Consider the following 12,521-nt stretch of genomic DNA (forward strand, 5'->3'; position numbering starts at 1 on the left):
CCTAGATCACTCCCAGTTCTCAAGCCCCAGCAACACACATCACCAAAGCCGCACGCCGCCAAGGCCGAACGTCACCACCCAACGCAACCCCACCGGGGGTCCAGGGGGCTCGCCCCCTGGCGGGGGTCCGGGGGTTCGACCCCCGGAGAACACGGCGAAGGGATAAGGGCGAGCGCACTCCGCGAGCACACCTCACCCAATCCCGCACCCCCCACCCCACTCTTCGATCAGAAGTCGACCGGAGCCGGGACCGCCTCGACGGCTGCCGCGTCGAGCTGCGGGCCGATGCCGAGCTTCTCCTTGATCCGCTTCTCGATCTCGTTGGCGATGTCCGGGTTGTCGCGCAGGAACCGGCGCGCGTTCTCCTTGCCCTGGCCGAGCTGGTCGCCTTCGTAGGTGTACCAGGCGCCCGACTTGCGCAGGATGGCCTGGTCGACGCCCATGTCGATGAGCGAGCCCTCGCGGGAGATGCCCTGGCCGTACAGGATGTCGAACTCGGCCTGCTTGAAGGGCGGGGCCACCTTGTTCTTGACGACCTTGACGCGGGTCCGGTTGCCGACCGCCTCGCCGCCGTCCTTCATCGTCTCGATGCGGCGCACGTCGAGCCGGACCGAGGCGTAGAACTTCAGCGCCTTACCACCGGTCGTGGTCTCCGGGGAGCCGAACATGACGCCGACCTTCTCGCGGAGCTGGTTGATGAAGATCGCCGTGGTGCCCGAGTTGGACAGCGCACCGGTGATCTTCCGCAGCGCCTGGCTCATCAGGCGGGCCTGGAGGCCGACGTGCGAGTCACCCATCTCGCCCTCGATCTCGGCGCGGGGCACGAGCGCGGCCACGGAGTCGATGACGAGGATGTCGAGCGCGCCGGAGCGGATCAGCATGTCCGCGATCTCCAGCGCCTGCTCACCGGTGTCCGGCTGGGAGACGAGCAGCGCGTCGGTGTCGACGCCGAGGGCCTTGGCGTACTCCGGGTCGAGGGCGTGCTCCGCGTCGATGAACGCCGCGATGCCGCCGGCGCGCTGCGCGTTCGCCACCGCGTGCAGGGCGACCGTCGTCTTACCGGAGGATTCCGGGCCGTAGATCTCGACGACGCGGCCGCGGGGCAGCCCGCCGATGCCGAGCGCGACGTCGAGGGCGATCGAGCCGGTGGGGATCACGGCGATGGGCGGCCGGGTGTCCTCGCCGAGGCGCATCACCGAGCCCTTGCCGTACTGCTTGTCGATCTGCGCGAGCGCGAGCTCGAGCGCCTTGTCCTTGTCGGGTGCTGCAGGCATGGAAGTCCACCTCGCTGGTCGAAGCCCCGGCTTTCCGGGGGCTCTGTGTCGGTTCTTCAGCTGTCCGGTCCGACGCTAGCGGCGGGGACCGACAATTCCAGGCGCGGCGCCCAATCTGTGGATCGCTGGACCCGATGTGGACAACACCTTAGACGAACACCTGTTCGAGGTCGGCAGCGACACACCCTTGCGCTAGGATTTTCGCCCGCCCGGGTCAGGTCCCGGGCGTATCCGCCCAGGTCAGCGCCGTTCGGCCGGGATGTCGAAGGCGTCGCAGACCTCGCGCCAGATCTCCTTCGCCGGAATTCCCGCGGTCAGCGCCTGGTCGACGGTGCGCCCGCCGAGGCCGCTGAGCACGTGGTCCCTGGCCAGCACCTGGGCCCGCCCGGGGCCGAACTCGTCGGCCATCAGCCGCCGGAAAACCGTGATCCGCATCGGGCCCACTCTAACCGGCGGGCGCGCACGGCCCGCACACGCCGTCGCCGGCTACTCCCCCGGCTGGACGCTCGCCTCGAAGTAGTCGGCGAGCGTGCCCGGCGTCGTCACCTGGGCCTGCTCGCTCGTGTTCAGCTGGTAGATGAACCCGGCCAGCGGCCGGTCCGAGACGGTGAACACGAGCACCGCCGACGTCTTCCCCGCGGCCGACGAATAGTGCCCCTTGAGCCCGTTGCCGCCCCAGTCGGCCTCGGTGCGGTCGCCGCCGGCCGAGGCGAGCAGGCCGTCGGTGTACTGCTTGAGCACGTCGGCACCGGCGCCGTGGACGTAGGTCACCTGGGTGCCCGCCCGGCCCGGCGCGGAGCAGGTCGAGGCCGCGCCGAGGCTCTGCGCCGGCGCGGCCGGGCCGTTGCCCATGCCGGGCTTGCAGTCGCCGGTGTCGGCGATCTTCCCGGCGAGCTGGCGCAGGCAGCCGGTGAAGCCCTTGTCGTCGGCCTGTCCCGGTGTCCTGCACTGGTCCGCGGTGTAGGTGGCGACCGAGGACGACGACGCGAGGAAGAAGGTCAGCCCCGCGGCGAGCACCACGACGACCGCGGCCGCGATCCCGATGAGCAGCTTCTTCTTTCCGCCCGGCTTCGGCTCGGCCTTGTCCGGTGCGGGCGCGTACGACGGGAAGTTCGACGGCATCGGCTGCGGGCCGCTGGGCGGGAAGTTCCCGTAGTACTGCTGCGGCGGAGGTGGCGGCGGAGCGTACTGCGGGCGGTGCGGTGGAGCACCCGCGGCCACCGCGCCTTCGACGTTCTGCGTCCGCACGGAAAGCCCGTCCCTGGCCACGTGCTGGGCGCCGAGCGCGACGGCCGTCTCCGGCTGGTCGAGGCTGCCCGGCACGACGCCGAGCTTCTCCGCGATCATGGTGCCGACCAGCGGCAGCCGGCTCGACCCGCCGACGAGGTAGATGCCGGCCAGCCGGTCCGGGGCCAGCCCGGACGAGCGCAGCGTCCGCGACAGCAGCTCGACGCTGCGCAGCATCGCCGGCCGCACCAGGCCTTCCAGCTCACCGCGGGTGACGAGGACGTCCTTGAACGGCTCGGGCATCGGCACCTCGGTCTGCGGGTGCCGCGACAGCGCCTCCTTGGCCGCCTTCACGTCTTCCTGCAGCGCGCGCCGGGTGCGCCGGTCGGCGGTGGACTCCGGGCGCAGCAGCCGCTGCCAGCGCTGCGGGTCGGAGTGCGAAACCTCGCGCCCGACGTGCACCATCAGCGCCTGGTCGACGTCGAGGCCGCCGAGGTCGGGCAGGCCGTCCTCGGCGAGCACGGTGAACCCGTTCTGCGTCGCGCCGACGACGGCGACGTCGAACGTGCCGGCGCCGAGGTCGTAGACCGCGAGCGCCTGGCCGGGGGCGAGCGCCTTGCCGGGGAACGACGCGAAGTGCGCCGCCGCGGCGACCGGCTCGGGCACCAGCAGGATGTTCGGGCCCATCCCGGCGAGCCGGGCGGCCGACATCAGGACGTTGCGGCGGGTCTGGCCCCACTGCGCGGGGTGGGTCAGCCGGACCTCGTCGGGTTGTTCGCCACCGAGCTGGCGGGACGTCTCTTCGAGCACCCGGCGCAGGATGGCGGCGAGCGCCTCGGTGACCGGGACGACGTCGGTGCCGAGCAGCAGGGTCTGCTCGTCGATGCGGCGCTTGGGGTTCGGTTCGAAGCGCGTCGGGTCGAGGCGGGCGCGGCGCTCGGCATCGCGGCCGACCATGATCGTGCCCTCTTCGGTGGCGAACACCGCCGACGGCATGTTGGCCGAGCCGTCCACCTCGACGACCCGGGCCGGCATACCGTGCGCCGAAAGCACGGCGACGGTGTTGGACGTCCCGAGGTCCACCGACAGGATCCGCACAGCACTCCCCTTCGCGAAAGGCGCCTCAGCAGCGCCCGCGGTGATGCTGCCATGTGCGCGGTCACCGTGCGTGCGGACCCGCGAAAGTCACTGCTCCTTGACGCGGACGGGGATCAAGGTGCACGATAGTTGCACAGTTCGCGCAACTCAGTTGCTCGGATCGCGCAAGAAGGGAGGGTCCGGTGCCGAAGCTGCTCGTCCTCGGGGACGACCTGACCGGCAGCAACGCGACCGGAGCGCTGTATGCGCGCTCCGGGCTGCGCGCGGTCTCCGTCAACACGCCCCTGACACCGGGCGCGCCCTGCCTGCGCGCGGAAAGCGGGATCGACGCGCCGGTGGTGAACCTGGGTACCCGGCACGTCTCGCCACCACACGCCACGCAGGTGGTGCGGGAGGCCGGCGCGGCGGCGGGGCGAACTCTTCGCGGCCGGGCACCGTGTGGTGGGCATGCGAGCTCGCGCCCGGGGCGCCGGTCGATCCGGAGGTGGCGGCGCGGCTCCCGCCCGCGCTCCGAGAGGCCGCCCGGCCGGTGCTCGGCACGCACCGGATCGGCGGGCTGTACGCCACCGGCGGCCACATCGCCGTCGGAGTCACCAAGGCGCTCGGGGCCGAAGGCTTCGAGATCGACGCCGAAGGTGGCGAAGCCCCCGGCCCGAGGCGAAGCCTCGGTTGTCACAGCCGCCTGCCTGGAACACCCGAACCACGTCCTGGCCACCGGAAGGAAGAACCCGTGAGCGACCTCCCCGTCCTCGCCGTCACCCTCGGCGACCCCGTGGGCATCGGCCCGGAGATCACCCTGAAGACCCTCGCCGAGCCCGAAGCCCTGCAAATGGCGCACGGGGTGGCGGTGGGCGACGCGATCGTGCTGGAACGCCTGGTCCGGCACCTGGGCCTGCACCTGGAGATCAACCCGATCGCCACGGTCGCCGACGCGCGCTTCACCACCGGCGTGATCGACGTGCTCAACCTCGGCGTGGTCACCGAAGACCTGCCGTGGGGCGAGGTGAACGCGACCGCGGGCGCCGCGGCGGTCGGGGCCATCGAGGTCGCCACCCGGCTCGCGCTGGCGGGCGAGGTCGACGCCGTCGTGACCGCACCGATCAACAAGGAAGCCATCTGGGCGGCCGGCTCGCAGCACCTCGGGCACACCGAAATGCTCGGCGAGCTCACCGGGTCGACCCGGTTCAACACGATGTTCTGGGTCTCCGGGCTGAAGATCTTCTTCGCCACCCGGCACCTTTCGCTGCGCGAAGCGATCAACCAGATCACCCGGGAGAACATCGAGCACGCGATCCGGGAGGCGTACACCGCGCTGGAGGTGTTCGGCACGGAGAAACCGAGATTGGCGGTGGCCGCGCTGAACCCGCACGGCGGCGAGAACGGCAAGTTCGGCGACGAGGAGATCATCGCGATCGCCCCCGCAGTGGCCGCCGCGCGGGTGGCCGGGCTCGACGTGGTCGGCCCGATCCCCGCGGATTCCGTGTTCCACCAAGGGATCCAGGGCCGGTTCGACGGCGTGCTGTCGCTCTACCACGACCAGGGGCACATCGCGTCGAAGACGTACGACTTCGACGGCACGGTGTCGGTGACGGTCGGCCTGCCGATCCTGCGCACGTCGGTCGACCACGGCACGGCGTTCGACATCGCCGGCACCGGCCGGGCGTCGCACGGCACCATGCGGGCGGCGTTCAAGGCCGCGGCCACCCTGGCGCCGTTCGCCCGGAAACTGCCCGCCATCTACCCGCCGACCCTCCGGTGATCCCCCGCAGGCGCTGGGCGTACGTCATCCCGGTCGCGGTGGTGATGTACATGCTGGCCTACCTCGACCGCACGAACGTCGCGGTGATCCTGCCCTACATCGGCGACGACTTCCCGTTGTCCGCCAGTGCGAAGGGGCTGGCGAGCGGCATCTTCTTCGTCGGCTACCTCGTGCTGCAGATCCCCGCGGCGGTGCTGGCGGCGAAGTGGAGCGCCCGCAAGACCGTGCTGATCCTGATGGTCGCGTGGGCGTTCGCGGCGGTGCTGTGCGGCCTGGTGCAGAACGAAACGCAGCTGCACCTGGCTCGGCTGCTGCTCGGGCTGTTCGAAGGCGGCGTGTGGCCCGCGGTGCTGATCCTGCTGGCGTCCTGGTTCCCGCAGGCCGAACGGGCGCGGGCGAACGCGCTGTGGATGACGTGCCTGCCGATCTCGGCGATCCTCATGTCGCCGCTGTCCGGGTTCATGCTCGATCACATGTCGTGGCGCTGGGTGTTCGTCCTGCAGGGGCTGCCGCCGCTGCTGTGGGCGGTCGTCTGGTGGTTCGCGGTGGCCGACCGGCCGGCGCGGGCCCGGTGGATCTCCCCGGCGGAGCGCGAGTACCTCGAACGCACCTTGCAGGCCGAAGAGGACGCGAAGCCGGCGTTCGCGAAGCAGGGCTACCGGCAGGCGCTCGCGAACCGCCAGGTGCTGCTGCTGGTCGGTGTCTACTTCTTCTGGATCACCGGCTTCTACGGGTTCTCGCTCTGGCTGCCGTCGGTGGTGAAGACGATGACCGGCGGCTCGGCGACCGCCGTCGGCTTCCTGTCGGCTGTGCCGTACGTGCTGGCCCTGGCCGGGATGGTCGCGTGCGCGCACTGGTCCGACCGCACCGGCAACCGGCGGCTCGCGGTCACGGTGCCGCTGCTCGGCGCCATCGCCGGGCTGCTGCTGGGCAACCTCGTGCGCTGGCCGGCGGCCGTGCAGCTGGTGCTGCTCTGCGTGGTGGCGACCGGCGTCTACATGCCGTACGGGCCGTTCTGGGCGATCCCCGGCCGGGTGCTGGGCATCGAGGTGGTCGCCGTGGCGATGGGCCTGATCAACGCACTGGGCAACCTCGGCGGGTTCGCCGGGCCGTACCTGGTCGGCTGGCTCACCGACGTCACCGGCACCGCGACCACGGGGTTCGTCGTCCTGGCCGCGTTCCTCGCCGTGGCCGCCGGACTGGCGTTCTTCGGGCTGAAATCCGCGACTGTGGAAGAGTCGGCGCATGTCCCAGCCGCGACCAGGCACCCGTGACCGGCGCGCGATGCTGCTGGAGGCCGTCCGCGACGGCGCCGGCGGCATCGCGGAGCTGGCCGAGGAGTTCGGCGTCTCCGAGTCGACGATCCGCCGCGACCTCGCCTCGCTCGCCGGGGCGGGCCACGTCGTCCGCACCTACGGCGGCGCGCTCGACACGGAACGCAGTCCCCGCGAAAAGGACCGGGAGCACGCGGCGGCGAAGGACATCATCGCCCGGGAAGCCGCCGCGCTGGTCCAGGACGGCGAAGTGGTACTGCTCGACGCCGGCACCACCACCGGCAGGCTCGCCCGCCACCTCGCCCACCGCGAGGGGCTGACCGTCGTCACCAACGGCGTGAACGCGATCCGCGAGCTCGCCGGCTTCGCCGGGATCGACCTGATCGTCCTCGGCGGCCGGCTGCGGCACCCCAGCGAAGCGATCCTCGGCGAGAGCGTGCTCGCGCAGCTGAGGCACATCTCACCCGATCGGGTGTTCCTGGGCGCGGACGGCGTGGTGGCCGGCAAGGGGGTGTGCTGCCCGTCACTGGAGCAGTCGGTGGTCAAGCACACGATGCTCCACGCGGGCACGGAGGCGTACGTGCTGGCCGACCAATCCAAGCTGGACCAGGCCCCTTTTTCCTACTGGGCGCCGCTCGACCGCGAGTACCGGCTGATCACCGACGAGCCGAAGGTCGACGTCACGTTCCCGCAGTTCGCCCAGAGCGTGATCGTGGCCGGCGAGCCGGAAACTGTCGGTGGTGCCGCGCATCATGAATGACGTGGCAACCGACGTGCTCGACCTCTTCTCCCCGGCGACCCGGGACTGGTTCGCGGGAGCCTTCGCCGCGCCCACCGCGGCGCAGGAAGGGGCCTGGCGGGCCGCGCACGCGGGCGAGCACGCCCTCGTCGTCGCGCCCACCGGGTCCGGCAAGACGCTGTCGGCGTTCCTCTGGGCGCTGGACCGGCTCTCGGTGGAGCCGCCGCCGGCGGAAGCCACCAAGCGCTGCCGGATCCTCTACGTCTCGCCGCTGAAGGCGCTGGCGGTCGACGTCCAGCGGAACCTGCGGGCCCCGCTCGCCGGCATCTCCCAGGCCAGCCGCCGGCTCGGACTGCCGGTGCCCGGGATCGAAGTGGGCATGCGCACCGGCGACACCACCGCGGCCGAGCGGCGCACGTTCGGCAAGACCCCGCCGGACGTGCTGGTCACCACGCCGGAGTCGCTGTTTCTCATCCTCACGTCGTCGGCCCGGGAGTCGCTGCGCGGCGTCGAGACCGTGATCGTCGACGAGGTGCACGCGGTCGCCGGCGGCAAGCGCGGCGCGCACCTCGCGCTCTCCCTGGAACGGCTGGACGCGCTCCTGCCGAAGCCGGCGCAGCGGATCGGCCTGTCGGCGACGGTGCGCCCGGTCGACGAGGTGAGCGCGTTCCTGGCCGGCGGCCGCCCGGTGCGTGTCGTCCAGCCGAAGCTGGCGAAGACCATCGAGGTCCGCGTCGAGGTCCCGGTCGAGGACATGAGCAATCTCGACGCCCCGCGCGGCGGGCCGGCGCCGAGCCCGCTCGACGCCCTCGAATCGCTGGAGTCGCTCACCGAGGCGTTCCCACCCGGGGACATCGCGCCGGGCGGCCTGGGCACGCTGGAAGAGATGGCCGGCAACCCCGTGCAGCGGCCGTCGATCTGGCCGGCGGTCGAGGAGCGGGTGCTGAGCCTGATCCGCGCACACCGCTCGACCATCGTCTTCGCCAACTCGCGGCGGCTCACCGAGCGGCTCACCGCCCGGCTGAACGAGCTGGCCGCCGAGCAGACCGAGCTCACGGCCGCCGACGCGTTCCCGGCGGAGGCTGTCGGCCAGTCCGGGGTGACCACGGGCGCGCCGCCGGTGATCGCCCGCGCGCACCACGGGTCGATGTCGCGGGAGCAGCGCACGCACGTCGAAGAGGCGCTGAAGTCCGGGCAGCTGCCCTGCGTGGTGGCGACGTCGTCGCTGGAGCTGGGCATCGACATGGGCGCGGTCGACCTGGTGGTGCAGATCGAGGCGCCGCCGACGGTGGCGTCCGGGCTGCAGCGGGTCGGCCGGGCCGGGCACCAGGTGGGCGCGGTGTCGTCCGGGGTGATGTTCCCCAAGTTCCGCGGTGACCTCGTCTCCTGCGCGGTCGTCGCGGAACGGATGGCGAGCGGGGCGATCGAGGCGGTGCGCTACCCGCGCAACCCGCTCGACGTCCTGGCGCAGCACGTCGTGGCCATGGTCGCGCTGGAACCGTGGACGGTGCCGGACCTGGCGTCGCTGGTGCGGCGGGCGGCCCCGTTCGCCGCCATGCCGGACGACGCCCTGCACGCGGTGCTCGACATGCTCGCGGGCCGCTACCCGAGCGAGGAGTTCGGCGAGCTGCGGGCGCGGATCACCTGGGACCGCATCACCGGCGAGCTGCGCGGGCGGCCGGGTGCGCAGCGGCTGGCGGTCACCTCGGGCGGCACCATCCCGGACCGCGGCCTGTTCACCGTCATGACGCCGGGCTCGGACGACAAGGCGGGTTCGCGCGTCGGCGAGTTCGACGAGGAGATGGTGTACGAGTCGCGCGTCGGCGACACGATCCTGCTGGGCACCTCGTCGTGGCGGATCACCGACATCACCCACGACCGGGTCATCGTGGTGCCCGCACCCGGCGAGCCGGCACGGATGCCGTTCTGGAAGGGCGACGCACCGGGCCGTCCACTGGAACTCGGCCGGGCGCTGGGGAAGTTCGTCCGCGAACTGTCCACTTCGGACGAGGAGAAGGCACGCGCGCGGGCCGAGGCGGCGGGGCTGGACGAGCGGGCGCGCGACAACCTCCTCGCCTACCTGGCCGAGCAGAAGGCCGCGACCCGGCACGTCCCGAACGACCGGACGATCCTGCTGGAGCGCTACCGCGACGAGCTCGGCGACTGGCGGATCATCGTGCACTCGCCGTTCGGCGCGCAGGTGAACGCGCCGTGGGCGCTGGCCATCGCCGCGCGGCTGCGGGAAAACCGCGGCGTCGACGCGCAGGTGGCGCACTCCGACGACGGCATCGTCCTGCGGCTGCCGGACGCGCTGGACGCCGAGGGCGGCGAGGTCACCATCGGCGCGGACGACGTGCTGCTCGACCCCGAAGAGGTCGAGCAGCTGATCGTCGCCGAGGTCGGCGGCTCGGCCGTGTTCGCGGCGCGGTTCCGGGAGTGCGCGGCGCGGTCGCTGCTGCTGCCGCGCCGGGACCCGCGGCGCCGCACCCCGTTGTGGCAGCAGCGGCAACGCGCGTCGCAGCTGCTTTCGGTCGCGGCGAAGTACGAACGGTTCCCGGTCGTGCTGGAGGCGATGCGGGAGGTCCTGCAGGACGTCTACGACGTGAGCGGCCTGCGCGAGCTGATGGCGGACGTCCGCGCCCGCAAGGTCCGGCTGGTGGAGGTCGAGACGCCGGCCGCATCGCCGTTCGCGCGCAGCCTTCTATTCGGCTACGTCGGGATGTTCCTGTACGAGACCGACGCGCCGCTGGCCGAGCGGCGGGCGGCGGCGCTGTCGCTGGATTCCGCGCTGCTGGCCGAACTCCTGGGCACCGAGGCGATCCGGGAGCTGCTGGATCCCGAGGCCGTCACCGAGGTCGAACGGTCGCTGCAGCGGCTCGAGCCCGATCGGCACGCACGCTCGGCGGAGGACGCCGCCGACCTGCTGCGGTTCCTCGGCGACCTGACCGTCGAAGAGGCCGCCGAACGCGGGATCCAGGAAGCGTGGCTGACCGAGCTGGAGGCGGCGCGGCGGGCGATCCGGGTGCGGATCGGCGGCGCGGAACGCTTCCTGGCCATCGAGGACGCCGGTCGCGTGCGGGACGCGCTGGGCACCGCCCTGCCGGTGGGCGTGCCCGAAGCCTTCACCGAACCGGTCGCGGACCCGCTCGGGGACCTGCTTTCGCGCTACGCCCGGGGCCGGGGCCCGTTCGCCGCGGCGGACGCGGCCGCGCGGTTCGGTCTCGGCACGGCCGTGGTCACCGGGGTGCTCGACCGGATGACCGGGGAAGGCCGCCTGGTGCGCGGCGAGCTGAGCCCGGTCGGGCACCCGGAGACGCACGGTGCCGGGGTCGAGTACTGCGATTCGGCGGTGCTGCGGCGGCTGCGGCGGACGTCGCTGGCGAAGCTGCGGGCCGAGGTGGAGCCGGTCGAGCCGGCGGCACTGGGCCGGTTCCTGCCGTCGTGGCACGGGTTCGGCGGACGCGTCCGGGCGGCGCCGACGGCGGACGACGTGCTGTCGGTGGTCGAGCAGCTCGCCGGGGCACCGCTGCCGGCGAGCGCGGTGGAGTCACTGATCCTGCCCGGACGGCTGCCGGGTTACTCCCCCGCCCTGCTGGACGAGCTGACGACGGCGGGTGAGGTCACGTGGGCGGGCTGCGGCGCCCTGTCCGGCGGCGACGGCTGGATCGCCCTCGCCCCCACCGACGTCGCCGACCTGCTGCTGCCCGAGGTCGTCGAGGACATCCCGACCGGCCCGCTGCACGACGCGATCGTGTCCACTTTGGAGGGTGGCGCGCTGTTCTTCCGCCAGCTGGTGGACCGCGCGACAGTGCTGGTGGACAAGGCCCCGAGCGACGCCGAGGTCGTGGCGGCGCTGTGGGACCTGGTCTGGGCCGGCCTGGTCACGGGCGACACGCTGGGCCCGCTCCGGGCGCAGGTCGCCGGGCACGGCGCGCACAAGCCGCGGCGCCAGGCCCCCCGCGGACGGTACGCCCGGCTGCGCGCGGGACGGCCGCAGATGCCGTCGCGGTCCGGGCCGCCGACGGTGGCGGGCCGCTGGGCGCTGACCCCATCCCGCGAGACCGACGCCACCCGCCGCGCCCACGCGCGCACCGAAGCGTTCCTGGAACGCCACGGAGTCCTGACCCGGGGTGCCCTCGACACCGAACGCGTCACCGGCGGGTTTTCGGGGATCTACAAGGTGCTCCGCGGCATGGAGGACACGGGCCAGGTGATCCGCGGTTACGTGGTGGAGGGCCTCGGCGCGGCCCAGTTCGCGGCCAAGGGCGCGGTCGATCGCCTGCGGGCACTGTCCGGCCCGGGTCGCCCGGCCCCGGGCCGCCCGGTGGTCCTGGCGGCGGCGGACCCGGCCCAGCCGTACGGCGCGGCCCTCCCCTGGCCGGCGGCAACGGGCGATACGAAGCACCGCCCGGCCCGCAAGGCGGGCGCGCTGGCGGTGCTGGTGGACGGGGTCCCGGCCCTGTACGTCGAGCGAGGAGGAAGGTCACTGCTGAGCTTCACGGAGGAAAGGAAGGCATTGTCGGAGGCAGCGCAGGCCCTGTCGGCCGCGGTGCGCGAGGGCTGGCTGGGCCAGCTGTCGGTCCAGCGCGCGGACGGCGAGCAAGCGCTGACGTCGGAACTGGCGGAAGTACTGCAGGAGGCGGGCTTCCGAGCCACCCCCTCCGGCCTGCGGCTCCGGGCCTGAGGGTTCGGCCGGGGCAGGGAGGGACCGTCGGGGAAGGCTCCGGGCCTGAGGGCCGGGGGCAGATCCCCGGCACCGCGGCTTTCCGGCACCGCCGCTCTCCGGAACCCCCGATCCCCGGCACCGCCGCCACTCCGCCCCCGGCACCACCGCACCACCACCGCTCCGCCCCCGGCACCACCGCTCCCTCGCAGCGCGGCGCCCCGGCGCCCCCGCTGCCCGGACCCCGTTCTCCGGCACCGCCGCTCTCCGGCATCGGCGCTTCGCCGCTCCCTCGCACCGCGTCCTGGCACCGCCGCTGCCCGGTACCGCTGCCCTGGCACCACCGCTCCCCCACACCACCGCTCACCGGCACCGCCGCGCTCCGCACCCTCGCACCGCCGCGCCCTGGCACCACCGCGCCGCGGTCTCCACTCACCGCAGCAGCGCGACTCCGGCCGAAGCGGGTTCGCGATTCCGTGTACGGCCG

Annotated in this window: 8 protein-coding genes; 5 read left to right on the forward strand and 3 right to left on the reverse strand. The window is 72.9% G+C overall.

Annotated elements, in window-relative coordinates; translation table 11 throughout:
• Positions 1 to 227: 227 nt before the first annotated feature.
• From recA to AB0M93_RS23730, 3 genes are all read right to left on the reverse strand, one after another.
• The gene (gene recA / locus AB0M93_RS23720) at positions 228 to 1,274 is read right to left on the reverse strand and encodes a recombinase RecA (RefSeq protein ID WP_003054505.1); all 1,047 of its coding nucleotides are present in this window, start codon (positions 1,272 to 1,274) and stop codon (positions 228 to 230) included.
• Between the two features lie 240 nt (positions 1,275 to 1,514).
• Positions 1,515 to 1,709, reverse strand: a complete 195-nt coding sequence (locus AB0M93_RS23725) for a DUF3046 domain-containing protein (RefSeq protein WP_364252571.1) — start codon at positions 1,707 to 1,709, stop codon at positions 1,515 to 1,517.
• A gap of 51 nt (positions 1,710 to 1,760) precedes the next feature.
• Positions 1,761 to 3,599, reverse strand: a complete 1,839-nt coding sequence (locus AB0M93_RS23730) for an Hsp70 family protein (RefSeq protein ID WP_364276349.1) — start codon at positions 3,597 to 3,599, stop codon at positions 1,761 to 1,763.
• A 182-nt stretch (positions 3,600 to 3,781) separates the two neighbouring features.
• On the opposite strand from AB0M93_RS23730, the gene AB0M93_RS23735 reads away from it, so the two are divergent.
• From AB0M93_RS23735 to AB0M93_RS23755, 5 genes are read left to right on the forward strand one after another with little or no spacing between them, the layout of a single operon-like run.
• Positions 3,782 to 4,333, forward strand: a complete 552-nt coding sequence (locus AB0M93_RS23735) for a four-carbon acid sugar kinase family protein (protein WP_364276350.1) — start codon at positions 3,782 to 3,784, stop codon at positions 4,331 to 4,333.
• Positions 4,330 to 5,358 carry a 4-hydroxythreonine-4-phosphate dehydrogenase PdxA gene (gene pdxA, locus AB0M93_RS23740; RefSeq protein WP_364276351.1) on the forward strand — a complete coding sequence of 343 codons (1,029 nt, stop codon included), beginning with the start codon at positions 4,330 to 4,332 and terminating at the stop codon, positions 5,356 to 5,358. Before AB0M93_RS23735 ends, pdxA begins: the two co-directional genes overlap by 4 nt.
• On the forward strand, positions 5,355 to 6,632 hold the full coding sequence (locus AB0M93_RS23745) for an MFS transporter (RefSeq protein WP_364276352.1): 1,278 nt from the start codon (positions 5,355 to 5,357) through the stop codon (positions 6,630 to 6,632). Before pdxA ends, AB0M93_RS23745 begins: the two co-directional genes overlap by 4 nt.
• Positions 6,604 to 7,392, forward strand: coding sequence for a DeoR/GlpR family DNA-binding transcription regulator (locus AB0M93_RS23750; RefSeq protein ID WP_364276353.1), 789 nt, complete (start codon positions 6,604 to 6,606; stop codon positions 7,390 to 7,392). The genes AB0M93_RS23745 and AB0M93_RS23750 overlap by 29 nt, the downstream gene beginning before the upstream one ends.
• Positions 7,385 to 12,055 (forward strand): DEAD/DEAH box helicase, encoded by a 4,671-nt coding sequence (locus AB0M93_RS23755; protein WP_364276354.1) that lies wholly within the window; start codon positions 7,385 to 7,387, stop codon positions 12,053 to 12,055. The genes AB0M93_RS23750 and AB0M93_RS23755 overlap by 8 nt, the downstream gene beginning before the upstream one ends.
• Positions 12,056 to 12,521: the final 466 nt, after the last annotated feature.

The organism is Amycolatopsis sp. NPDC051102 (genome assembly GCF_040682815.1).
In the GTDB taxonomy this organism is placed as follows: domain Bacteria; phylum Actinomycetota; class Actinomycetes; order Mycobacteriales; family Pseudonocardiaceae; genus Amycolatopsis.

Excerpts from the sequence above, each read along its gene's own strand:
- recA (WP_003054505.1), bottom strand. The coding sequence starts at position 1,274 with ATGCCTGCAGCACCCGACAAGGACAAGGCGCTCGAGCTCGCGCTCGCG.
- AB0M93_RS23725 (WP_364252571.1), bottom strand. The coding sequence starts at position 1,709 with ATGCGGATCACGGTTTTCCGGCGGCTGATGGCCGACGAGTTCGGCCCC.
- AB0M93_RS23750 (WP_364276353.1), top strand. The coding sequence starts at position 6,604 with ATGTCCCAGCCGCGACCAGGCACCCGTGACCGGCGCGCGATGCTGCTG.
- AB0M93_RS23755 (WP_364276354.1), top strand. The coding sequence starts at position 7,385 with ATGAATGACGTGGCAACCGACGTGCTCGACCTCTTCTCCCCGGCGACC.